This window comes from Streptomyces sp. NPDC051563, assembly GCF_044454225.1.
Taxonomy (GTDB): domain Bacteria; phylum Actinomycetota; class Actinomycetes; order Streptomycetales; family Streptomycetaceae; genus Streptomyces.
Window position 1 is genome coordinate 112,075 of sequence record NZ_JBITDL010000008.1, and the last position, 20,296, is coordinate 132,370.

At 72.0% G+C, this 20,296-nt stretch carries 25 protein-coding genes and 1 pseudogene; 13 read left to right on the forward strand and 13 right to left on the reverse strand.

The window, feature by feature from the left end:
- Nucleotides 1-4: 4 nt before the first annotated feature.
- The 3 genes from ACIA8F_RS12010 to ACIA8F_RS12020 all read right to left on the reverse strand — a co-directional run bounded on the left by ACIA8F_RS12010 (nucleotide 5) and on the right by ACIA8F_RS12020 (nucleotide 2,887).
- Nucleotides 5-1,294, reverse strand: a complete 1,290-nt coding sequence (locus tag ACIA8F_RS12010) for a class I SAM-dependent methyltransferase (protein WP_399378172.1) — start codon at nucleotides 1,292-1,294, stop codon at nucleotides 5-7.
- Complete coding sequence (locus ACIA8F_RS12015; RefSeq protein ID WP_399378173.1) at nucleotides 1,291-1,449, reverse strand: hypothetical protein; 159 nt, start codon at nucleotides 1,447-1,449, stop codon at nucleotides 1,291-1,293. Before ACIA8F_RS12015 ends, ACIA8F_RS12010 begins: the two co-directional genes overlap by 4 nt.
- 193 nt (nucleotides 1,450-1,642) lie before the next feature.
- Nucleotides 1,643-2,887, reverse strand: coding sequence for an NAD(P)/FAD-dependent oxidoreductase (locus ACIA8F_RS12020; RefSeq protein WP_399378174.1), 1,245 nt, complete (start codon nucleotides 2,885-2,887; stop codon nucleotides 1,643-1,645).
- Nucleotides 2,888-3,084: 197 nt separating this feature from the next.
- Here ACIA8F_RS12020 and ACIA8F_RS12025 point away from each other — a divergent pair, with 197 nt between their 5' ends.
- The 4 genes from ACIA8F_RS12025 (at nucleotide 3,085) to ACIA8F_RS12040 (ending at nucleotide 5,410) form a co-directional block, all read left to right on the forward strand.
- Complete coding sequence (locus ACIA8F_RS12025; RefSeq protein WP_399378175.1) at nucleotides 3,085-3,729, forward strand: L-threonylcarbamoyladenylate synthase; 645 nt, start codon at nucleotides 3,085-3,087, stop codon at nucleotides 3,727-3,729.
- 326 nt (nucleotides 3,730-4,055) lie between these two features.
- Entirely contained in the window at nucleotides 4,056-4,370 is a 315-nt protein-coding gene (locus ACIA8F_RS12030; protein WP_399378176.1) for a hypothetical protein, read from the forward strand.
- Between the two features lie 104 nt (nucleotides 4,371-4,474).
- Entirely contained in the window at nucleotides 4,475-5,131 is a 657-nt protein-coding gene (locus ACIA8F_RS12035; protein WP_399378177.1) for a fasciclin domain-containing protein, read from the forward strand.
- 135 nt (nucleotides 5,132-5,266) lie between these two features.
- Nucleotides 5,267-5,410, forward strand: coding sequence for a hypothetical protein (locus ACIA8F_RS12040; RefSeq protein WP_399378178.1), 144 nt, complete (start codon nucleotides 5,267-5,269; stop codon nucleotides 5,408-5,410).
- Nucleotides 5,411-5,454: 44 nt separating this feature from the next.
- Here ACIA8F_RS12040 and ACIA8F_RS12045 read toward each other — a convergent pair whose 3' ends face one another.
- The 3 genes from ACIA8F_RS12045 to ACIA8F_RS12055 form a co-directional block, all read right to left on the reverse strand.
- Nucleotides 5,455-6,672, reverse strand: a complete 1,218-nt coding sequence (locus tag ACIA8F_RS12045; RefSeq protein ID WP_399378179.1) for an FAD-dependent monooxygenase — start codon at nucleotides 6,670-6,672, stop codon at nucleotides 5,455-5,457.
- A gap of 67 nt (nucleotides 6,673-6,739) precedes the next feature.
- Entirely contained in the window at nucleotides 6,740-8,200 is a 1,461-nt protein-coding gene (locus ACIA8F_RS12050; RefSeq protein WP_399378180.1) for an MFS transporter, read from the reverse strand.
- Between the two features lie 211 nt (nucleotides 8,201-8,411).
- Nucleotides 8,412-8,828: a hypothetical protein gene (locus tag ACIA8F_RS12055; protein ID WP_399378181.1), complete on the reverse strand. Its 417-nt coding sequence runs from the start codon at nucleotides 8,826-8,828 to the stop codon at nucleotides 8,412-8,414.
- Between the two features lie 176 nt (nucleotides 8,829-9,004).
- On the opposite strand from ACIA8F_RS12055, the gene ACIA8F_RS12060 reads away from it, so the two are divergent.
- The 3 genes and pseudogenes from ACIA8F_RS12060 to ACIA8F_RS12070 form a co-directional block, all read left to right on the forward strand.
- The gene (locus ACIA8F_RS12060) at nucleotides 9,005-9,544 is read left to right on the forward strand and encodes a MarR family winged helix-turn-helix transcriptional regulator (protein ID WP_399378182.1); all 540 of its coding nucleotides are present in this window, start codon (nucleotides 9,005-9,007) and stop codon (nucleotides 9,542-9,544) included.
- Nucleotides 9,545-9,652: 108 nt separating this feature from the next.
- On the forward strand, nucleotides 9,653-9,835 hold the full coding sequence (locus ACIA8F_RS12065) for a hypothetical protein (RefSeq protein ID WP_399378183.1): 183 nt from the start codon (nucleotides 9,653-9,655) through the stop codon (nucleotides 9,833-9,835).
- A pseudogene (locus tag ACIA8F_RS12070) lies at nucleotides 9,831-9,914 on the forward strand (ester cyclase); the annotation flags it as partial. The gene ACIA8F_RS12065 and the pseudogene ACIA8F_RS12070, both read left to right, overlap by 5 nt.
- Before the next feature lie 90 nt (nucleotides 9,915-10,004).
- Here the strand turns inward: ACIA8F_RS12070 and ACIA8F_RS12075 are convergent.
- Complete coding sequence (locus ACIA8F_RS12075; protein ID WP_399378184.1) at nucleotides 10,005-10,478, reverse strand: winged helix-turn-helix transcriptional regulator; 474 nt, start codon at nucleotides 10,476-10,478, stop codon at nucleotides 10,005-10,007.
- A gap of 110 nt (nucleotides 10,479-10,588) precedes the next feature.
- Here ACIA8F_RS12075 and ACIA8F_RS12080 point away from each other — a divergent pair, with 110 nt between their 5' ends.
- Nucleotides 10,589-11,080: a PaaI family thioesterase gene (locus ACIA8F_RS12080; protein WP_399378185.1), complete on the forward strand. Its 492-nt coding sequence runs from the start codon at nucleotides 10,589-10,591 to the stop codon at nucleotides 11,078-11,080.
- 868 nt (nucleotides 11,081-11,948) lie between these two features.
- On the forward strand, nucleotides 11,949-12,257 hold the full coding sequence (locus tag ACIA8F_RS12085) for a hypothetical protein (protein ID WP_399378186.1): 309 nt from the start codon (nucleotides 11,949-11,951) through the stop codon (nucleotides 12,255-12,257).
- Nucleotides 12,258-12,447: 190 nt separating this feature from the next.
- Here ACIA8F_RS12085 and ACIA8F_RS12090 read toward each other — a convergent pair whose 3' ends face one another.
- Nucleotides 12,448-13,008, reverse strand: a complete 561-nt coding sequence (locus tag ACIA8F_RS12090; protein ID WP_399378187.1) for a TetR/AcrR family transcriptional regulator — start codon at nucleotides 13,006-13,008, stop codon at nucleotides 12,448-12,450.
- Nucleotides 13,009-13,122: 114 nt separating this feature from the next.
- Between ACIA8F_RS12090 and ACIA8F_RS12095 the strand changes: the two genes are divergently transcribed.
- Nucleotides 13,123-13,815 (forward strand): SDR family oxidoreductase, encoded by a 693-nt coding sequence (locus ACIA8F_RS12095; RefSeq protein WP_399378188.1) that lies wholly within the window; start codon nucleotides 13,123-13,125, stop codon nucleotides 13,813-13,815.
- Nucleotides 13,816-13,930: 115 nt separating this feature from the next.
- Here the strand turns inward: ACIA8F_RS12095 and ACIA8F_RS12100 are convergent, their stop codons facing one another.
- From ACIA8F_RS12100 to ACIA8F_RS12120, 5 genes are all read right to left on the reverse strand, one after another.
- Nucleotides 13,931-14,404: a MarR family winged helix-turn-helix transcriptional regulator gene (locus tag ACIA8F_RS12100; protein ID WP_399378189.1), complete on the reverse strand. Its 474-nt coding sequence runs from the start codon at nucleotides 14,402-14,404 to the stop codon at nucleotides 13,931-13,933.
- Between the two features lie 215 nt (nucleotides 14,405-14,619).
- Entirely contained in the window at nucleotides 14,620-15,585 is a 966-nt protein-coding gene (locus ACIA8F_RS12105) for a M48 family metalloprotease (RefSeq protein WP_399378190.1), read from the reverse strand.
- Nucleotides 15,582-15,962 (reverse strand): BlaI/MecI/CopY family transcriptional regulator, encoded by a 381-nt coding sequence (locus ACIA8F_RS12110; protein WP_399378191.1) that lies wholly within the window; start codon nucleotides 15,960-15,962, stop codon nucleotides 15,582-15,584. The genes ACIA8F_RS12105 and ACIA8F_RS12110 overlap by 4 nt, the downstream gene beginning before the upstream one ends.
- Before the next feature lie 157 nt (nucleotides 15,963-16,119).
- Complete coding sequence (locus ACIA8F_RS12115) at nucleotides 16,120-16,926, reverse strand: YihY/virulence factor BrkB family protein (RefSeq protein WP_399378192.1); 807 nt, start codon at nucleotides 16,924-16,926, stop codon at nucleotides 16,120-16,122.
- Nucleotides 16,927-16,994: 68 nt separating this feature from the next.
- Nucleotides 16,995-17,180: a hypothetical protein gene (locus ACIA8F_RS12120; protein WP_399378193.1), complete on the reverse strand. Its 186-nt coding sequence runs from the start codon at nucleotides 17,178-17,180 to the stop codon at nucleotides 16,995-16,997.
- Nucleotides 17,181-17,385: 205 nt separating this feature from the next.
- Here ACIA8F_RS12120 and ACIA8F_RS12125 point away from each other — a divergent pair, with 205 nt between their 5' ends.
- From ACIA8F_RS12125 to ACIA8F_RS12135, 3 genes are all read left to right on the forward strand, one after another.
- On the forward strand, nucleotides 17,386-17,736 hold the full coding sequence (locus ACIA8F_RS12125) for a PRC-barrel domain-containing protein (protein WP_383944598.1): 351 nt from the start codon (nucleotides 17,386-17,388) through the stop codon (nucleotides 17,734-17,736).
- A gap of 66 nt (nucleotides 17,737-17,802) precedes the next feature.
- Complete coding sequence (locus ACIA8F_RS12130) at nucleotides 17,803-18,957, forward strand: N(5)-(carboxyethyl)ornithine synthase (protein ID WP_399378194.1); 1,155 nt, start codon at nucleotides 17,803-17,805, stop codon at nucleotides 18,955-18,957.
- Between the two features lie 265 nt (nucleotides 18,958-19,222).
- Nucleotides 19,223-20,281 carry a glycoside hydrolase family 26 protein gene (locus ACIA8F_RS12135; protein WP_399378195.1) on the forward strand — a complete coding sequence of 353 codons (1,059 nt, stop codon included), beginning with the start codon at nucleotides 19,223-19,225 and terminating at the stop codon, nucleotides 20,279-20,281.
- Nucleotides 20,282-20,296 lie beyond the last annotated feature (15 nt).

Here is a 20,296-nt window from a genome sequence, read left to right on the forward strand (position 1 = left end):
AGGTTCACGGCCGGCCGTCGCGGGCGTACCCGGCTCCCGGAGGGGTGGCGGGCATGCCCGAGGTCCCCTCCCGGGTGGGCCGGACGGCGAGAAACTGGTCGACCCCCATGCGGCGTTCGGAGAAGGCGAGGGATGCCCCGGCCAGGTACAGGCGCCACACCCGGCCGGTGGTCTCCCCGACGAGGGCCTCGATGTCGCCCCACCGTTCCTCGATGGTGGCGCGCCAGGCGTCGACGGTGGTCGCGTAGTGCTCGCGGAGGGATTCGACCGAGCGGACCTCCAGTCCGGCCGATTCCAGCAGGTCCGCGGTCCGGCCCAGGGGGCGCATGTGCATGTCCGGAGCGATGTACGTCTCGATGAAGGCACCGCCGCCGGGCGCATGCGCCCCGCGGGACATCTGCTGGATGAGGAGGCGGCCTTCGGGGCGCAGCGCCCCGTGCAGCATCGAGGCGAACAGCGGGTACTCCGCGTCGCCGACGTGCTCGCCCATCTCCACGGCGGCGGCCGCGTCGTAGCCCCCGCCGTCGATGTGGCGCCAGTGCCGGAGCTGGACCTCGACCAGATCGGCCACGCCCTCGGCGACGGCTCGTGCGGTGACGAAGTCCCGCTGGGCGGCGGACAGGGTGACGGCCGTGACCCTCACCTTGTGCTCGCGGGCGGCATGGACGGTGAGCGAGCCCCAGCCGCAGCCGACGTCCAGGAGCCGGTCGCCCTCGCGGAGCCCGAGTTTGCCGCAGATCAGCTCCAGCTTGTCGGTCTGGGCCTCCGCCAGACCGTACGAGGCATCGGCGGGGCGCGTCCAGTAGGCGCAGGAGTACGCCATCGTCCGGTCGAGCAGCACGGCGTAGAACTCGTTGGACAGGTCGTAGTGGTGGCTGATGGCGGCGCGGTCCCGGGAGGTGCTGTGCAGGCGGCCGCCGAGCCGGGCGCGGCCGTGCGGGCGCCGGGGAGGCGGGCCCGCGACGCCCAGTCCCGCGGCGAGCGCGGTGGCCGCCGCGAGCGCGGCCGGACCAGGCCTGCGGATCCCTTGTTCGCGGACGGACCTGCCGGCCTGGCCGAGTGCCCGGGCGAGATCGCCCTCGACGTCGAGGTCCCCGGTGATGTACGCCTCGGCGAGGCCGAGTTCGCCGGGCTGCCACAGCAGACGGCGCAGGGCGTCGGGGGAGCGCAGGACGACCAGGGGCGCGTCGGCCGGCCCGGCCTCGCTGCCGTCCCAGGCACGCAGCCGTACCGGGAGGGGGCCGGTGAGGAAGTGGCCGAGGAGATCGGCGAGGCGGTCGGCGGCGGGCCTCATCGGGTGGTCCCTTCCGTGGGGAGGATCTGGCGGACGTCGAGCCGGCGGGAGCGGTGGCAGGCGCCCGGGCCGTGGAGGATCAGGACGGGACCGGGGGCGGTCCTGGGCGCGCGGTCGTGAGGGGCGGTCGTGGGGCGGCTCAGATTGCCGGTCACGCCTGCCCTCCGTTGTTCCACCACTACCACTACCGCTCCCGCCGCTCGACACGCCGCCGGGCACGGCGGCTTCAACCGTACTTCGCAGCGGACGGTGGCGTGGATTGGGTGCGCGTCGAGGGACGGGAGAGGGGGCACCCGCCCCCCAGGTGGGCAAGGGGGCGACCTGGGGGAGCGGGACGGAGCGTGCCCCTCAGCCGCGCAGGTCGGCGAGGACCTCACGGGCGGCACGGGTGCCGGAGGCGAGGGCGCCTTGGAGCGACCCGGTCGCCCGGTGGTCGCCGCAGACGTACCGGTGGGGTGCGAAGCGGGTGGTCCGGGAGAGCGGCAGCGGCGCGGGCATGGCCGGGAGCGCGTCGTGGACGGTCGTACGGTGGATCGGTTCCCACGTCTCGGTGTCCGCGGCGTACACCTCGGACAGGGCTGCGCGGATGGCCAGTTCCTCCGCGGGCCCGGGCGTTCCGAGAACCGACGTCGCCACCAGGGCGCGGCCGTCCCGGGAATAGCCGGAGTGAACCTCGGTGAGGACGCACGTGTTGAGGAAACGGCGCTCGGTGTCGATGAGCAGCGTGGGCTCCGCCAACGGCGTTCGCTCCGCGGCGTGGTACAGGGTCGTGACCGTCCTGCCGCGGGGTACGGGCAGTCCCGGAAGCAGCCGGGCGGCGGCAGCGTGTCCCGTGGCGACGACCACCGTGCGCGCGGGCAGCTCGCCCGAACCGGTCAACGTCACGCCGTCCGGAGTGAGCGCGGCGACAGGGGTGTTGGTGTGCAGTACGCCCTCGGGGAGGTGCGATGCCAGCTGGGCCGGTACGGCGCCGATGCCGCCGGCCGGAAGGCACACCGTGCCGCGCAGGAACGTCCGCCAGACGAGGTGGAAGAACCTCGCCGAGGTCTCGAGCCGGTCCTCGAGGAAGACGCCGGACAGGAACGGCCTGAAGAACGTCTCCACGAAGCGGGGCGAGAAACCGGCGGCGGACAGCGCGGCGAGCGTGGTGGCATCGGTACGGGCCCGCAGCCGCGCCGGGGGCGTCAGCACGTCGCGTGCGGACAGCACCGAGAGAGCCGCGAGGTCCCGGGCCGAGGCGAGCCGGCCCGGGAGGAGGTCACCGCTGTCCCGGAGGCGGCGGGTGGGGTCGGTGAACCGCCGCCGCCCTTCGGGGGTGTGCACCAGGACGCCGGGAGTGAACGCCCGCAGCCGCAGGGAAGGCAGGTCGAGGCGGCGCTTGACCTGGGGATAGGCGGTGTTGAGGATCTGGAACCCACGGTCGAGCGTGAATCCTTGGATCAGGTCCGTGCGCATCCGTCCGCCCACGGCGTCCGAGGCTTCGAGCACGCGGACCCGCAGACCCGCGGCGACGAGGTCGGTCGCACAGGCCAGCCCGGCTGCGCCCGCCCCCACGACGACCACGTCCGGACTCGGGCCGTCTGTCATCGACATCGCGGATGTCCTCTCTCGCCGGCAGGGTGCTGAACTCGGAACGCTACGCGAGCCGTGCCGCCGAACCGGCCACGGCGCGCTCTCGGCCGGGTTCTGGGCGGGTCCTGGGCAGGTCCTGGGCAGGGCGGGAGTGCCGGTAGCCTGCCGGGGTGAGTCAGGACGTGCGGGCCGAGGGCCCGCTGGGAGGGAGGGCGGCCATGGCCGTTCGTTACGACTGTTCGATGGCGTCGGGCCGGGCCGACGGGTTGCACGCGGCCGCTCTGGCGGTGGGCCGGGGCGAGTTGGTGGTGCTGCCGACGGACACCGTCTACGGGATCGGCGCGGACGCCTTCGACCGCGATGCGGTGGAACGGCTGCTGGAGGCCAAGGGCCGGGGCCGGGCCATGCCGTCACCGGTGCTGGTCGCCTCCGCGGACGCCCTCCACCAGCTGGTCACCGACTTCTCCGAGCAGGGCTGGGCCCTGGTGGAGGCGTTCTGGCCGGGCGGACTGACCCTGGTGGCCCGCCACCAGCCGTCGCTGACCTGGGACCTCGGGGAGACCCACGGCACCGTCGCGGTGCGGATGCCGTCCGATCCGGTGGCCCTCGAGCTGCTCACCGCGACCGGTCCGATGGCGGTCTCCAGCGCCAACCTGACCGGGCACCCCTCCCCGCAGGACTGCGATGCCGCCCAGGGCATGCTCGGCGACTCGGTCGCCGTCTACCTCGACGGCGGGCCCACCGAAGCCGCCGTCGCCTCCTCCATCGTGGACCTCACGGGCCCGGTACCGGTGCTCAAGCGTGCGGGCGCGATCAGCGCCGATCGGCTGCGCAAGGTCGTACCCGACCTCCTCGTGCCCTGACCCTGAGCTGACCCGGGGGCAGCGCCCGGGCCGTCACCACCCGTCGTACGGGGAGGGCGACCGCGCCCGGGGGGAGGGGCAGGCAGGCCGTTGCCGAGGAAGACCGCCCGGCCGAGGACGGCTGCGGTGCTCCGGCCCCACGCCGTGCCGCCGTGGTGAACAGCTCCGGAACCGCGGACCACGCCGGCCCCCGGTCCTCACCCGATCGGGCGAAACCTGCCGCCGTCGGCACCGTCACCCGCAGTGCCCTCAGTGCCCGCTCCGACCGGGAGAAACGCCGATTCGAGGATGGACCAATCCGCCGGACGGCTGACGCCGAATGGAGGGTGTGGGCACCTTTCGCACGTCTTGCATCCTCGCCGCCGGTCGGCGGCCCGTACATCGGCCACGCCCGCCGGCTCGGCGTACGCCTGGACGACCTGCCGCTGGGCTCGCCCGTCGAGGACCTCATGGATGGACGCGACGCGATGCCCGCCGTGGCCATGAACGGTGAGCCGCTGGCTTTCGAGCTTCGCCCGGCGACCGTCACGATCGCCGGCGTCGCCCGGGCGCAGCACCGTGAAATCCGGCGCGAGGAACGCACCCGGACCATCCCCGGCGGTGCCAGGGACCGGCACAGCCGCTTCGCCACCGCGGGTTGACCCGCGCCCGTACCGGGACCGGCACCCGTCCGGACCGGCCGAGAAGTCGGCTGCCCAGATCTTTCTCCCTGTTCAACCCTTCGAAATTCTTTAGGAGTTACCTCATGTCCAGCACGCTGCGTTTCCGTCGTACCGCTCTCGCCGTGGCCGCTGCGGCCGTCCTGCCCTTCGCGCTGTCCGCCTGCTCCGACTCGGGCAGTGACTCGGCGTCCGGGTCCTCCGCGGACAAGAGCAGCGAGGCTCCCGCGGCCTCGCAGGCCGCGACGCCGGACGCGTCGGCGGCCATGGACAAGCCGTTCGGCCCGGCCTGTGCCGGTGTTCCCGCCGACGGCGCCGGTTCCTTCGACGGGATGGCCAAGGACCCGGTCGCGACCGCCGCCTCCAACAACCCGGCGCTGTCCACCCTGGTGACGGCGGTCAAGAAGGCCGGTCTGGTCGACACCCTCAACAACGCCCAGGGCATCACGGTGTTCGCGCCGACCAACGACGCCTTCGCCAAGATCCCGAAGGCCGACCTCGACAAGGTCCTCGCCGACAAGGCCACCCTGACCAAGATCCTCACCTACCACGTCGTCGGGCAGTCCCTGACCCCCAAGCAGCTGGAGTCGGGCTCCTTCGACACCCTGGAGAAGACCAAGCTCACCACCAGCGGCTCGGGCGAGACCTACAAGGTCAACGACACCTCCAACGTGGTCTGCGGCAACGTCAAGACCGCCAACGCCAACGTCTACATCGTCGACACCGTCCTCATGCCCAAGTAACACCCCGGTGGTGCCGTGGCAGTCACGGGTCGGACCCCTCTTCAAGGGGTCCGGCCCGCGGTCATTCCGGCGGGCCAATCCTGCGGCGGTCCTGCTACGAATCACCTGCGTAGAGAGTTCTGCGAGGTGGACCCCATGACCGACGAAGAGTTCGAAACCCTTTTGGTGCTGGCACGGGCCGAGGCCCGCCAGATCGCCTTCCCGGCTCCGCCGTCGGAAGACGAGGCGGTGTACGGCTTCCACCCGCAGCACGCGGAGTTCGGAGCTTCCGCGCACTGACGTGGACACCGTACCGAGCCCCGGTCGGGCGAACCGCACTGACATCAAAGGTGAGTTCGGGTGCCGGGGCGCGGCGGCGCTGCCGTCGTGGTGTCCCAGTCGATGTGGTGGGCGTAGGTCTGCCGGCTCTGTTCGCCGTTGGCCAGCCTGGGGAGTACCAGCGGCATCAGCAGGTCGCGGATGATCCGCCCGGCCGGGCCCGCGGCCTTGTTGTTGTTGATCCGGGCGGCCTGCTTGACGATCCGTTCGACGCGCGGGCGGCGCAGGGCCTCGTAGGCCGCGAAGGCGCTCTCGATCGTGGGCCGGTCGCGCAGCGCCTTGGCCAGCTCGACGGCGTCCTCGACGGACAGCGAAGCGCCCTGGCCGGAAGTCGGTGAGGGGGCGTGGGCGGCGTCCCCGATGGCGATCATCCGGCCGCGGTGCCAGACGGGGAGGGTCGGCAGGGCGTGCATGGGGCCCGCCGGGGTGATCGCCCGGGCGGCGCGGATCAGTGCGGCGGCGGGGCCCGTGTCCTCGGCGAAGAGCTCGGTGAGTTCGCGGCGCCACTGCTCGGGGCCGATGTTCTCCAGTTCGCCGCGGGCGGGCTCCGCGGGGCGGGGCAGGTTGGCGAACCACCAGACCTCGCCGTCGGGTGCGGGGACGTAGCCGAAGAAGGCGCGCTTGCCGAACATCATCCGGTAGCTGCCCGTCTGCGCGTCCACGGGCACCCCGCGGGTGTAGCCGCCGAGCCCGATGAGCCCGGAATACGAGGGTGCGGGGGCCGCGGGATCGATGATGCCCCGGACCGTGGAGTGGATTCCGTCGCAGCCGATGAGCAGGTCGCCGTACTCCTCGCTGCCGTCGGCGAAGACCGCGCGGACACCGTCTGCGGTGTCCTGCGCCCAGACCAGGCGCTTGCCGTGTGCGATACGGATGCCCCGGTGCGCCGCCTCGCCGCGGATCGCGCGGTAGAGGTCGGCGCGCTTGAGGGTCCTGCTGGTGATGTCTCCGTCCGGGCGGCTCGTGCGGACCCGACCGAGCGACTTGCCGGTGGTGGAGACCATGTCGATCGCCGGGGTCGGGAAGCCGGCCGCGAGGGCAGGGGCGTCGGCGTCGATGGTGCGCAGGGCGTCGATGCCGTTCGAGCCCAGGGTGAGGAAGACGCCGATGGTGTCGGCGCCGCCGGGGTGGGACTCGTAGACGACCGAGTCGATCCCGGCCTTCCGGAGCGCGATGGCGGTGGCGGGGCCGGCTATTCCGCCGCCGATGATCAGTGCCTTCATGGTGAGTGTCCCTCTCGGTGCAGGCATGCATGCGTGTCGGGGTGCGGGAACGGGCGCGGGGCGCCGTTCAGACGGCGTCGTGGTGGGTGGCTCGCCCGGGCATCAGGAAGGTGGCGGCGAGTGCTGCGGCGAAGGCGGCGACGGGCAGCCACAGGGTGTGCTGGAGCGCGGGGTCGTAGGTGGCGGGGCCGGGGACGTGGTGGCCGGTGCGGCTGAAGAAGAAGGCGCCGAGCCCGGCGATGCCGATGGCGCTGCCGACCTGCTGGATCGTGTTGTAGAGGCCGGAGGCGGAGCCCGCGTGGGCCACGGGGACGTCCGCGAGGGTGAAGTCGAGGAGCGGGGCGACCACCAGGCCCATGCCGATGCCGCCGATGAGCAGGGCGGGGACGAGCCTGAGGGTGGTCACCTCCCCGGAACCGACCGTCCACATCAGGATGAGCATCGCGACGATGTCCAGGACCAGGCCGATCTGGAGGACCGGCCGGCCGAGCTTGGGCGCGAGCACGGCGGCGGAGACGCCGGCGAAGACGGGGACCATGAACCCCCAGGGCAGGTTCGTCAGACCCGAGCGCATGACGGAGAAGCCGAGTCCGGTCTGCAGGTAGACGGTGAAGACCAGGAAGTAGCCGACCACGCCGCCCATGAAGAGCAGGTTGACCAGCAGGCCGCCGGAGAAGGACTTGTAGCGGAACAGGCCGAGCTCGATCAGCGGAGAGCCGGTCGTGCGGGTACGGCGCTTCTGGTGGGCGGCGAAGGCCGCGAGCACGAGCAGGGAGCCGGCCATGGAGACGAAGGTCCAGGCGGGCCACCCCAGGTCCTGGCCCTTGATCAGCGGGTAGATCAGCAGGAGCAGCGCGAGGGAGGACAGGAGGACGCCGGGGACGTCGAGGCGGGTTCCGTGCGGGGCCCTGGACTCGGGGAGGTAGAGGGCGGCGAGCACGAGGGCGGCGATGCCGACGGGCACGTTGACCAGGAAGATCGAGCGCCAGCCCAGGCCGGCGATGTCGCCGCTCGTGAGCACCGTGCCGAGGACGGGGCCGCCGACGGTGGCCATGCCGGCGAGTGCGCCGAACATGCCGATCGCCTTGCCGCGGTCCGCGGGCGCGTACATGGTCTGGATGATCGCCAGGACCTGCGGGATCATCAGCGCGGCCATCACGCCCTGTACGACGCGGGCGGCGACCAGCTGCCAGGGCTCCTGGGAGATCCCGCACAGGGCGGAGGCGATCGTGAAGCCGGCTGCTCCGGTGAGGAAGAGGCGCCGCCTGCCGAAGATGTCGCCGAGACGGCTGCCGGTGATCAGCGCGAGGGCGAAGGCAAGGGTGTAGCCGGCGGCCATCCACTGGACGGCGGCGTAGGTGCCGCCCAGATCCTGGTGGATGGAGGGCAGCGCGACGTTGATGATCGTGTTGTCGAGCAGGTCCATGAACATCGCCAGCAGGACGACGAACAGGGCTATCGAGCGGCGGCGGCCGGTGGTGGCCGGTACGAACCCGGACTCGGCATCAGGTGGGGCGGTGGTGACCATGCAGATCTCCGGTGGCGGGGCTCGCGGCCGTGGCGGCGGAGCGGGTGTGGGGCGGGTGCCGTGCGGCTGGGCCCCGGGGGTGTGGCCACGCCGGGTGTGGTCACACCGGGCGCGGGCCGGGCGGAGGGCGGACCCGAACGGTCCGCCACGCCCGGCGGTTGCTGCGTCGGGTGCGAGCCCGGGGTCGGTCCCGCACCGGGGGTGCCGGGTGTCAGGCGGCCGAGTCGAGGGCCGCGGTGATCTTGCGGATCATGGAGGCTTCGGCGGGACCGGCCTCGCCCCGATGGGCGCGGGAGGCGGCGTCCATCACGACGGCGATCGTGTCGCGGAAGGTGTCCACCTCCTGCGGGGCCTTGGCCCTGAGCAGCGCCATCGACGCGGTCAGGGCGGCGAAGACCTGGTCGGCGAGGTCCGCGGTGGACCTGCCGCCCAGCTCCATGCCCTTCGGGCTCTTCGCCAGGACCCGGCCGACGGCCCCGGTCGCGGAGGACAGGGCCTTGCCGCCGGCCATGCCGGAACGGGTGGAGGAGATGACGCCGGGGTCCGCGGCGGCCATCAGACCGACGACGCCGTGGGCGGCGGTCTGCAGGACGAGCTGCTCGTCGGCGGTGAAGGTGATCTCGGGCATGGCGGAGCTCTTCTCTGTTCGATGAGGTGGAATGGGGTGGGACGCCGGGCTGGAGCGGGCGGCTGGAGCGGGCGGACGGAGTCGCCCGGTACGTGGTCCGGCCCCTGCGCTGGCTCGAATCTCGGGTATCTTGAATGTCGAGCAACTGATGTCCACCATGAACGGAGATAGCTTGAATGTCAAGCGAAGAAGAGGGGATCGGCGCGAGGCTCGGTAAAGCCGTCCAGGCCTACCAGTCGGCCGTCGACGACTATGACCGCGAGACGGCCCGCCTCCTGGGCGTCAACGAGACGGATCTGCGGTGTCTGGAGATCCTCATGTCCACGGAGGAGGTCGCACCCAGCGCACTCAGTGCGCGGCTCGGGCTGACCACGGGCAGCGTCACCACCATGCTCGACCGCCTGGAGAAGGCCGGCTACCTCACCCGCAGCCCGCACCCCACCGACCGCCGCCGCACCCTGGTGCGCGTGACCCCCGAAGCCTCGCAGCGGTCCTACGCCCTGATCGCCCCCTTCCTCGAGGACTCCACACGGCAGGTCATAGGGCGCTACACCGCCGAACAGCTCGAACTCGTCGCGGACTTCCTCACCTTCAGCCAGGGCATCCAGCAGGAACACGTTCAGCGACTGCGTGAGACACCGGCCCCCGGCCCCGCCCGCACCGGCGGCCGGCAGAGCTCGGGCCCGCGCCGCAACGGAGCCACCGGGAGCCGGTGACCCGCCGTCCCCGGGTTTGACCTTGGCGCGACGTCAGGGTTTGTACTGAGTGGTATCCGGCCCGGAGCGAACCGAGCTCACGGGACGGCCACCCGAGAGGACGTCCGGATGACCGCGACCACTGCCGTCGAGAAGAACATGGCCCTGCTGCGCACCGCGTACCGGTTGGTGGAGAGCGGTGACCTCGACGCCGCCGGGCAGCTGCTGAGCGAGGACTTCGTCGCCAACGTCCGAAGCCACCGGGCGGCAGGTCGGCTACCGCAGTGTCGAGGTCTACCGCTTCGAGGGTGACCGGATCGCCGAGGAATGGGTCGCCCCGGACCTGATCGGCCTCTTCCGGCAGATCGCCCCCGCCCCCGCCGTCCACTGACGCCGCCCCGCACACCCCGCCACATGCCAGGGATCGGGATGCTGCGGGCGCGGCTTCTGCCGTGTCCGTTCCATCCGCTCCATCCGCTGCTCAGGCGGGGCGGACCGCGCCCGGACCCGGCCGGACGCTGACGTCCTGCGGGGTCAGGGCGGTGCGCTCGGCGGTGCACTGAACGGTGACGCGGACCGGGGCGCCGCAGTCGGTGTGGGTCACGTCCAGGATCGGGCGGGGCACCTCGGGGCCGACGGCGTACGTCTCGCCCCACTGGCCGAGCGCCATCAGGACGGGCCACAGGTCCCAGCCCTTGCGGGTCAGGCGGTACTCGTTGCGGGAGCGCCGTCCCGGCTCCTGGTAGCTGACGGTCTTCAGTACTCCGGCCGCCGTCAGCTTCCGCAGGCGGTCGCTGAGGACGGCCTCCGAGAGGCCGATGTGACGCTGGAAGCCGTCGAAGCGGCGTACCCCGTTGACGGCGTCGCGCAGTATCAGCAGCGTCCACTTCTCCCCGACCACGTCGAGCGCGCGCTGGACGGGGCAGTTCTCCGTGCTGACCTCAAGCCACTCCATTCGGTCATCGTAAGGCCCCCGGCCTCCCTGGCTTCGTCATTGACAGTCAGCCGGTGGCAGGGCTAGCTTCAGCCCGAGAAGCCAGATGATCGACAGGAAGGCACCCGGCCGTGGGGCGAACGCGTACGTACAGCTGGGACGACCCCGCGATCCCGGCACAGGCCGCGCGCGGCATGGCGGGCCTGGACTTCCTGCGCGAGGTGCAGGCGGGGCGGGTCGCGGCTCCGCCGATCGGCCGGACCCTCGACTTCGCCCTGGACGAGGTGGAGCACGGCCGGGCGGTGTTCTCCCTGCTGCCGGGCGAAGAGCACTACAACCCGATCGGCAGTGTGCACGGGGGCGTGTTCGCCACGCTCCTCGACTCGGCGGCGGGCTGCGCCGTGCAGTCCACGCTCCCGCAGGGGATGGCGTACACCTCGCTCGACCTGACCGTGAAGTTCCTGCGTCCCATCAGTGTGGACACGGGCCGGGTGTGGGCCATCGGCACGGTGCTCAACTCCGGCCGCCGCATCGCCCTCGCCCAGGCCGAACTGGTCGACGCCCAGGACCGCCTGCTCGCCCACGCCACGAGCAGTTGCATGCTCTTCCCGGTGCCTGCCTGAAGGCTCTCCGGTCCGCTGCTGCGGCCCGCCGGCGAGCCGTGGCCCCACTGCGACGGCCCGCACGGCCCGCACGTCACGGACGGATGGAACCCGGCGCTGGCCCCCGGCGGGTGTGCGGCTGGAACGACGGATCCAGGCCGCCGGCCGGGCCCGGAGCCTGACCCCGCAGGAACGGGGGACTCTTGAGCGGATCCGCCCTCCTCGGCAGTACCCGCTGAAATGCGCGGCAGCCCAGCCGTAGTGACGGTTCCATGGCGGATGCTGCCGGTCGCGCAGCTGTACGCGCGGGACGTGCCCGATCTGCACACGCCTGCGGACATGGAGCCGCAGACGTACTGCGACTGTGTGCTGTCCGCCGCACCCGGCGGGAACGTCGGCTCGGCCCTCCTGGGGGCCCACCGACCCTGGGCCGCGCCCCTCCCCCGCCTGCGGCAGCGAGATGGATCCCCCTGCTGACCACCGCCACGTTCGAAGAAGGGGCGACGACGCGCGCAGCTGGTTCCCGTACGGGGATTCAGCAGCTGAAGCGGCCCTCGGCTTCGACCCCGGGCGCCCCATCGCAGTCCAGATCGGCCGCGGCGACGGCCGGCAGCTCTGCATCTGCCCGGCAGTGCCGGAGCACCCCCACACCGAGCTGATGCAATAGCCCGCCTGACGGCACTTGGGGCGGCGCCGCTGGGATCCCGGACCTCGTGGCGCGACGGGTCCGTCCGCCAGGATGAGCGCCCCGGGTGTGGACCCGGTGCCGCGCTCCACGGCCGGACCGGACGACGGACTTGGTGACCACGCCGCATCGGCCGTGGACGGCTGACGTCAATTCTCGGACCGTCGTACGGAGTTGTCGGTGGGGTCTTCTAGGCTTCCTTCCATGTCGGTCAACATTGATCTCGCCTTCACCGTTACCGGTGTCACGGATGAGCCGCAGGCCCTGGAGATCGTCCGCGCTCTCGAGGAGCTGCTGCGTGAGGAGTCCCTCATCCTCCAGGTGTCGTTGGGGGTGGCGGTGGACGACGACGGCGCGTTCTTCGTGTCCGGCGAATCCGACTTTCCGCTGGGGATCAGCCGCTTCTACCTGTGGCGGCCGCATTTCGAAGGGCTCTTCGCGGCGACCGTCGCAGAGGTGGCTGTCGGTGCGAGCGGGAAGATCCAGTGGGGCTATCCCGACGAGGAGTACTGATGTCCGGCCGGCACCGGGGGCTCTGCAGCCCTGGTGGAGCTCGGTGAAGCGACCGACGCGTCGGCTGGGGTAGGTCAGACCTGCTCGCCGCGGTCGTTGTGGGGCCGGCGGTCCGTCCCTGCGCACCTGCACCTTTGGCGAGACCTCCACCATCCTCCATACGTCTGACGTGCGCCCGGGCCGGCCCTGTTCAGTCGGTTCGGGTCAGGGCGGTGTGGGCCGAGGTGAGGATTTCCTCGGAGAGCGGCGAGCCCTTGGTGGCCCGGGACAGGAGCAGTGCGCCCAGCAGGGTGCACAGCCGGGCGGTGCCGTCCTGGTCGTCGGTGGCGAGGAAGTCCGCGAACCGGGCGGTTCCTTCCGTGTAGGCGCGCCGGGCCTCGGGCCCCCCGTCCTCCCGCGCCATGTCGGTGGCGAGCGCGGCGACCGGGCAGCCGTCCGCCGGGGCGTCGCGGTGCTCGACCGAGAGATAGGCGTCGATGAGCGCCAGCTGGGCGGCGTCCCGCTGCCCGTCGTGCTCCGCCAGCCCGGCGGTGTGCCGCAGGGCGAGCTCGGCGAAGGCCTGGGCCGTGGCCTCGGCCACGAGCGCCTCCTTCGAGGCGAACTGCTTGTAGAAGGCGCCGTGGGTCAGACCGGCGGCCTTCATCAGGTCGGCGACGCTGACCTGCGTCCCCCGCTCCCTGAGGAGCCGGGAGGCGGTGTCCACCACCCGCCTGCGATTTTCCTGCGCCTGTGCCTGCGACACGCGGCCCATGGCCACCTCCCGTTTGGATGTCGACTGGCATCTATCGTAGAGCAGTGTTTAGATGTCATCCATAATCTAATGACGCGGGCCGCCGGACGGCGCCCGCCAGGGCGAGGAGCAGGCATGGAACTGAAGAACGCGGTCGCGGTCGTCACCGGCGCCAACCGGGGCCTCGGGCGGCACCTGGCCGCCCAGCTCGTGGAGCGCGGCGCGAAGGTCTACGCGGCGGCACGCCGTCCGGAGTCCGTCGACCTTCCCGGGGTCGTCCCGCTGACTCTGGACGTCACGGACCCGGAGTCGGTGCGGGAGGCCGCGCGCATCGCGTCCGACGCGACCCTGCTGATCAACAATGCGGGGATCTCCACCGGTGCGACGCTGATCGGAGGCGATCCGGACGAGGTGCGCCGCGAGATGGAGACCAACTTCTTCGGCCCGCTGACCGTGACCCGGGCCTTCGCCCCCGTCATCGAGGGCAATGGCGGCGGAACCGTGCTGAACGTCCTGTCGGTGCTGTCCTGGCTGCACCCGGCCCACCTCGGCTCCTACGCCGCCACCAAGGCCGCCGCCTGGGCCCTGACCGGGGCGACGCGCGAGGAACTGGCTCCCCGGGGCATCGCGGTATCGGCCCTGCACGTGGGCTACATGGACACCGACATGGCCGCCGCCGTCCCCGCCGACCGGAAGGTCTCCGCCGCCGACGTCGCCACCCTGACCCTGGACGGCATCGAGGCGGGCCTCGCGGAGATCGTCGCCGACGAGCTCAGTCGGCAGGTCAAGCAGGGCCTCGCCGCCGCACCGGAGCCGATCTCGGTCTGAGGCACTTCGGCCGGCCGTCCCCGCACCCCCCCCGCAGCCCCACGTTGCCCCCGTCGTCGCCGGAGCCGTCAGGGGGCGGCGCGTGTCCCTCCGCGCCCTCCGGACCGGCGTGCGCCTATGACGGGGACGGTCGCAGCACGCCCGCACGGGTGGCCGATGCGCGCACCCGGCGCAGCAGGTACCGCAATTGGGCGCGCTCGCCCTTCGTCAGGGAGGCCAGGAGCGTGCTGTGCAGGGACTCCAGGTCGTGCTGCATGGCGGTGAGGGCCGTGGTTCCCGCGGGAGTGAGGGCCACCACTTCGTGCCGGCCGCCCATGGTGACGACCATGGACTGCATGAGGCCCTGCGCGAGGAGGTCGTCGATCGCCTGCGTGACGACGCTCGGCGTCGCCTGCAGGTACTCGGCGAGATCGAGCCGGGCGTGCGGTCCCAGTTCGGCCAGCGTCCTGAGGACCGTCTGGTGGACGGGGTCCAGGAGGCGCAGGCCCGGCCGCTCGGCCATCAGCGCGTCCACGGCCCTGCCGGCCTCTGCCAGCAGGTACGCGATCTCCTCCGGGGGGCTCGAGGATCCGCTACCCCTGTCGTACACGTCGCATCCAATCGCCGGGTCGTGGACGATCCTCCTGCCCGGGACGCGCAGAAGGGCGTCGTCCGGGACGTACGCCGTGCGGGGGAGCCGGGTGCACTAGGCTCGGGGCGAAGGAACGAAGGAGGCCCGTCGGCTCCGGCATGGCGAGGTGAACCTGGGATCACCCTACGTGACCTGGGGCGATAGGTCTACGTCGATGTCGTCGGTCGTGGAGTTCAGCCGGCGAGCAGGGCCCTGGCGGTGAGCTCGACGTATTCGTGCAGTCCGTACGCCAGGGCCAGACCCGACAGGGCCGACGCCGACACCGCCGCGGCTAGTGCCGCGACGGCCGCCCGGGTCCCGTGGCCTCGCGGCCGTACGGGAGCCGGCCGCAGCAGTGCTTCCACCCGCTGCGGAACGGGCCCCGTGCCGACGGCCAGCAGGGGCCCGCCGTTCCTGGACCGCTTCCCGGCGGTCGAGGTGGTCGAGGCAGTCGAGGCGGCCAGGGCCGCGCGGGCGATCGCGGTGGCCGCGAGGCGCCGGTCGCCCACCGAGGCGGCGGCGGACTCGTCCGCCCACCGCTCCAGGTGGAAGTCCAGCGCCGGGCGCAGGGACCGCAGGGCGGGATGGACCGCAGCCGCCAGGTCGGCGGTCAGGGACAGCAGGTGGTGGCGGCCCTTCAGGTGGGCGCGCTCGTGCCCGAGGAGCACGTCGCGCTCGGGCCGGCCGAGGGTGCGGAGCATGCCCGTCGTCACGACGACCCGGCCGGCGCGCCCCCGCCATGCGGGCAGTGCGAAGGCGTGCGGGTCGGTGTCCGCCAGAACCAGCAGGTCGCCGTCGGACACGGCCTCACCGGTGGACGCCCAGGCCCGCGCGAGCACCGAGCGGTGCTCGTACCAGCTGCGGCCCGCCCGTACCGCCTGGAGCGCCAGGACCGCACCGGCCGCCGCGGCGACCGGCACGGTGGCGGGCCACTCGGCGGCCGCCCGCGCCAAGGGGATCTGCTCCAGGGACGTCAGGAACGGTACGTGGAACAGGCCGATCAGCGCCGCCAGCGTGCCGCCGGCCAGGAGCGCGGCCGCCGCGGTCAGGGCCGCGCACGCTTCGCGCGGCGGCAGGAGCGAGGCGAGCCTGCGGGTCGCCGCCGCCGCGCCCCAGGGAAGGACCAGAGCCAGCCCGACCAGGGCGAGGACCAGGGTCATGCGCCTTCCTCTGCCTCCAGGAGCAGGCGCCTGAGCGCCTCCTCGTCGTCTCCCGACAAGGAGGAGACGAAGCGCTTCAGGACGAGGTCGCGCTGCGGCCCCCGTTCGAGTTCGCGGTGCATGCGGCCGGCCGCCAGCCCGGCGGCGTCGTCCGCAGCCGCGTAGGCGAAGCCCCGGCCCTCGCGGGTCCGCACGACCGTGCCCTTCTCGTACAGGCGGCCCAGGATCGTCGTCACCGTCGTCCTGGCCAGGTCCCGGCCGAGCGCGGCGTTGATCTGCTGCGGGGTCATCGGCCCGTCGGCCGCCCACAGGATCGCCAGTACGTCCGCGACGAGCTCGCCGTGCGGACGCCTCGCGTCCTGGCCTTCCTCCACCATCCTGCTACCGCCCCGCTACTGCCGGGCCGTCGCGCCCGGCGTCCATATAGGTTTGCCTTACCTACTGTACGGGGGTGAGCGGCGGGCTCCCGGAGCCGGGCCGCGGGGCCGGGGCCCAGCCGCGGTCCGCAGCCGCGTACGACGCCAACCCGTGGGCTCATCGGGTGCGTTCGGCATTGAACTGGGCCCCGGTGAGCATGGCCAGGTTCGCGAGCCAGAGCCAGACGACGAAGACCACGATGCCGGCCAGCGAACCGTAGAGCCGGCCGTACGTGTTCAGCTCCGTGTACAGGGTGAAGAGCCCCGTGGCCGCGAGCCAGAGCAGGGCCGCCAGGATGCCGCCGGGCAGCCCGCGGCGGGTGCCCCGGCTCTGAGCCGGTCCGCTTCGGAAGAGCATCAGCACCAGCAGGGTGACGACCGCCAGCAGCACGGGCCAGCGCAGGAGGGCGATGCCTTCGGCGCCGGGTACGTCCGCGGTGTGCGCCACCCACCGGGCGGTCGGCCCGGACACCACCAGCACCGCGGCGGCGGCGATCAGCAGGAGGAGCAGCAGCACGGCGTTGACGAGCAGCATGTGGGCGGCGCGCAGCGGAGGCCGGGTGTCCGGCACCTGGTGCATCGCGTGCAGGGCGCGGCGGAACACCGCCAGGTAACTGCACGCCGACCACAGGGCGCTCAGCAGAGCGCTGATCAGCAGGGCCCACATCGAGGAGTGTTCCGTGGCGAGGCCGTCCAGCGCATCGCGCAGCACCTGGGCCGACTGGGGCGGTGCGTACGAGGTGAGCCGGGTGGTCAGCCGGTCCCTCGTCGCCCCGCCCAGGAGCCCCAGGAGGGACACCGCGATGACGAGCGCGGGCAGGAGGGCCAGTACGGCGTAGTAGGTGAGGGCGGCGGCATGGTCGGCCAGGTTGCCCGTCCAGGCGCTGACCGCCGTACGCCGCAGGTCGGCTCCCGTGCGTGCCACGAGGGCGGTGCTCGACCGGCGGCTTCGGCCCGATGCGCTGAGAGGGGTGTCGGTCATCCTCGTGGAAGTCAGCGCCTGCGGCCCCGCCGGCGGGATGCCCACCCGCTCGTGCCGATGCCGGCGACGTGCAGGGCGAGCACGGCGAGGCCGAGGAGCATGAAGTTGGTGGAGCTCAGCACGTGGTTGGTGGCGATGTCGGCCGCGTTGATCAGGAACGCGATGAAGAAAAGCACTGCGGCGGTGATGCCGAGCATGTCCATGCCCCTTTCGGTAGGTGACGGCCGTGTGCCCCGTACCGGCCGGATCATGAGCGGCTGCGTGATATCGCCGAGCCGGGTGTGAGATCCGGGTCTCGGGGCAGCCGACCGGCCGAGGCATCCGCTCCTCCGCCGGACAACGGGGCGCGGGTGCGCAGAGCCGGAGTAGCCGGACCGGAGTACCGGAGAAGAGGAGACATCCGTGAACGTGAACGTGTGGAGTTACCGCGAGACTTCGGGCCGTCTGGAGGCGATCGACCTGAGCGGATTCAAGGTCGAGGCGGCCGACGGGAGCATCGGAAAGGTGAGCAAGCATTCGGACGAGGTCGGCTCCTCGTACATCGTGGTGGACACCGGGCCCTGGATCTTCGGCCGGGAGGTGCTCCTGCCGGCGGGCACGGTCACCCACGTCGACGTGGAGGGCGAGAAGATCCACGTCGACCGCACCAAGGACCAGATCAAGGCCGCTCCCGAGTTCTTCAGCGAGAAGCACATCGGGGACACGGACTACTACAGCCGGATCGGCGGCTACTACGGCGGCTTCATGGGCTGAGGCCTCGCCCGAGGCAGGACGTCGTGCTCCGGTGTGTGTTAAACATGCACTAATCAAAGGGGCATTTTGCAGCAGCTCAAGCTCGGAATCATGTCGCAGTCCCGTAAAGAGAACGAGCACCGCCTGCCGATCCACCCAGCGCACTTCGAAAACATCGATGCCGACCTTCGGTCCACCATTTATTTGCAGACCGGTTATGGCGAGCACTTCGGTGTTTCGGACGGGCAGCTCGCCCCGTGGGTCGCCGGCTTCCGGTCACGCGAAGAGCTGATCGGCGAGTGCGACGTCATCCTCCTGGCCAAACCCCTGCACGAAGACCTGGCCGACCTTCGGGACGGGCAGGTGCTGTGGGGGTGGCCGCACTGCGTCCAGGACGAGAGGGTCACGCAGGCCGCCATCGACCGAAGGCTCACGGTGATCGCTTTCGAGGCGATGAACCACTGGACCCGGGACGGCGGATTTAGTCTGCACGTTTTCCACAAGAACAACGAGCTGGCCGGCTACTCGTCGGTGCTGCACGCCATGCAGCTGACCGGGGCGACCGGAGACTACGGACGCCGGCGGCGTGCGGTGGTCATCGGCTTCGGTGCCACCGCCCGCGGCGCGGTGACCGCGCTCAGTGCGCTGGGCGTTCACGACGTGGACGTGCTGACCGCCCGCGGCATCGCCGCGGTCAGCTCGCCGATCCACTCGGCACGGATCGTGCACTTCGATCACGACGAGGCCGACGACACCCTCGACCCGCGGCGCAGCATCGTGGTCACGGACAACGGTCCGGAGCCGCTGGCCGACTTCCTCGCGGGGCACGACATCATCGTCAACTGCGTGCTCCAGGACACCGCGGCGCCGCTGATGTTCCTGATAGAGGAGGACCTGCCGAAGCTGTCGCCCGGCACCCTGGTCATCGACGTGTCCTGCGACGAGGGCATGGGCTTCGCGTGGGCCCGTCCCACCACCTTCGACGCCCCTATGTTCACCGTCGGCGACCAGGTCCGCTACTACGCGGTGGACCACAGCCCCTCCTACCTGTGGGATGCGGCTACCTGGGAGAACAGCGAGGCGCTGATCCCGTTCCTGCGGCCGGTCCTGGAAGGCCCGGCCGGGTGGGACGGCAACGGCACGATCCAACGAGCGATCGAGATCCGCGGCGGCACCATCCAGAACCCCGCGGTCGTGGCCTTCCAGCACCGCGCGGAACAGTTCCCGCACGCGCTGCTCTGATGCGACCGGGCGGGGAGCTGCTCCCCTGACCGCGGCGTCCCGCCGCGGTCACCGCCGCAGGCGCAGGCGCCGCCGCCGCCGGCCCGTCCGGCGTGCGGGGGAGGCTTCGCCCGGTGTCCGCGGGAGGCTTCGCCCGGTCGGGTCAACGCCCGGCGGGCGGGTGCCGCGAATGGCCCAGGAACGGGACACCGGGCAGGCCGTGCGTCGGATGAGATGCCTAATGTCGCTGCCAGGCACATCGGTGTGCGCGGCTCGTGGAGGTGTCATGTCCCGTCGAGGCAGCTTGCTGGCGGGTGTCTGCGTGACGGTGGTCGCCGTCGGCCTGCTCCTGACCGGGGGCGCCACCCGGGGCGCCCCGACCACGCCGCCGCGGCAGGACTCCGGCAGGCGCGGCGGGAGCGAGATCGCGGTCGGTGCCTACCTGCACTACGGGACGCCCGGCGTCGAGCGGATGCAGGAGCTCTCGCGCTGGCTCGGTGGTACCGAGCTGCGCGCCGGGCACACCTATCTGCCGGGCGACACCTGGGCGAACATCGAGGGCGCGCCCGATTCCCTGCGCAGCTGGGCGCGGTGGCGGGCCGGGAAGCCCGACCGGCTGTTCGTCCTGAACGTGCCCATGCAGGAGCACAACGAGGCCCGCTTGCCCGACGCCCGGGTCGCCGAGCTGATCCGCACCGGCGCGCGGGGCACGTACGACCACCACTTCCGGCGGCTGGCCGAGCGGCTCGTCGGCCTCGGCGTGCCGGACGCGGTGCTCGTGCTCGGCTGGGAGATGAACGGCTTCGACTACACCCACCGCTGCCGGCCCGACCCCGAGAACTGGAAGAAGTACTGGCGGCGCATCGTGGCCGCCATGCGCTCCGTGCCGGGGCAGGACTTCCGTTTCGACTTCGCCCCCAACCGTGGGGGTGACGCGATCGCCTGGACCCGGTGCTACCCGGGTGACGACGTGGTCGACGTCATCGGGATGGACTCCTACGACCAGGAACCGGGCCGGACCTTCGACGAGCAGGTCGCGCAACCCTACGGACTGCAGCACCAGGTCGATTTCGCCCGGGCCCACGGCAAGGACACCTCGTACCCCGAGTGGGGGCTGTTCCGGCACGGCGACAACCCCGAGTACGTGCGGCGCATGCTGCAGTGGTTCGAGCAGCACGGGCCGCTCTACCAGAGCATCACGGACTTCTGTCCGCACGGAGTCTGGCAGTGCGGGCAGAATCCGCGCTCCTCGCGGGTGTTCCGGGACCTCCTCTCCGGTGGGCCCGACCGCCGCTCCTGGAATGCGCCATCGCGCCTGCTCAGGGGAGGGGACGCGGCGCCCTGAGCGGGTGCGAGGCGG

Coding starts and splice junctions, on each gene's coding strand:
- ACIA8F_RS12120 (WP_399378193.1), bottom strand. CDS start 17,180: ATGCTCGGCATCACCGCCGCAGTGCTTTTCTTCATCGCGTTCCTGATC.
- ACIA8F_RS12055 (WP_399378181.1), bottom strand. CDS start 8,828: ATGCCCGAGATCACCTTCACCGCCGACGAGCAGCTCGTCCTGCAGACC.
- ACIA8F_RS12090 (WP_399378187.1), bottom strand. CDS start 13,008: ATGGGCCGCGTGTCGCAGGCACAGGCGCAGGAAAATCGCAGGCGGGTG.
- ACIA8F_RS12075 (WP_399378184.1), bottom strand. CDS start 10,478: ATGGAGTGGCTTGAGGTCAGCACGGAGAACTGCCCCGTCCAGCGCGCG.
- ACIA8F_RS12110 (WP_399378191.1), bottom strand. CDS start 15,962: ATGGTGGAGGAAGGCCAGGACGCGAGGCGTCCGCACGGCGAGCTCGTC.
- ACIA8F_RS12045 (WP_399378179.1), bottom strand. CDS start 6,672: ATGAAGGCACTGATCATCGGCGGCGGAATAGCCGGCCCCGCCACCGCC.
- ACIA8F_RS12025 (WP_399378175.1), top strand. CDS start 3,085: ATGGCCGTTCGTTACGACTGTTCGATGGCGTCGGGCCGGGCCGACGGG.
- ACIA8F_RS12135 (WP_399378195.1), top strand. CDS start 19,223: ATGTCCCGTCGAGGCAGCTTGCTGGCGGGTGTCTGCGTGACGGTGGTC.
- ACIA8F_RS12065 (WP_399378183.1), top strand. CDS start 9,653: ATGACCGCGACCACTGCCGTCGAGAAGAACATGGCCCTGCTGCGCACC.
- ACIA8F_RS12050 (WP_399378180.1), bottom strand. CDS start 8,200: ATGGTCACCACCGCCCCACCTGATGCCGAGTCCGGGTTCGTACCGGCC.
- ACIA8F_RS12085 (WP_399378186.1), top strand. CDS start 11,949: ATGTCGGTCAACATTGATCTCGCCTTCACCGTTACCGGTGTCACGGAT.
- ACIA8F_RS12010 (WP_399378172.1), bottom strand. CDS start 1,294: ATGAGGCCCGCCGCCGACCGCCTCGCCGATCTCCTCGGCCACTTCCTC.
- ACIA8F_RS12020 (WP_399378174.1), bottom strand. CDS start 2,887: ATGTCGATGACAGACGGCCCGAGTCCGGACGTGGTCGTCGTGGGGGCG.
- ACIA8F_RS12060 (WP_399378182.1), top strand. CDS start 9,005: ATGTCAAGCGAAGAAGAGGGGATCGGCGCGAGGCTCGGTAAAGCCGTC.
- ACIA8F_RS12035 (WP_399378177.1), top strand. CDS start 4,475: ATGTCCAGCACGCTGCGTTTCCGTCGTACCGCTCTCGCCGTGGCCGCT.
- ACIA8F_RS12040 (WP_399378178.1), top strand. CDS start 5,267: ATGACCGACGAAGAGTTCGAAACCCTTTTGGTGCTGGCACGGGCCGAG.
- ACIA8F_RS12095 (WP_399378188.1), top strand. CDS start 13,123: ATGGAACTGAAGAACGCGGTCGCGGTCGTCACCGGCGCCAACCGGGGC.
- ACIA8F_RS12105 (WP_399378190.1), bottom strand. CDS start 15,585: ATGACCCTGGTCCTCGCCCTGGTCGGGCTGGCTCTGGTCCTTCCCTGG.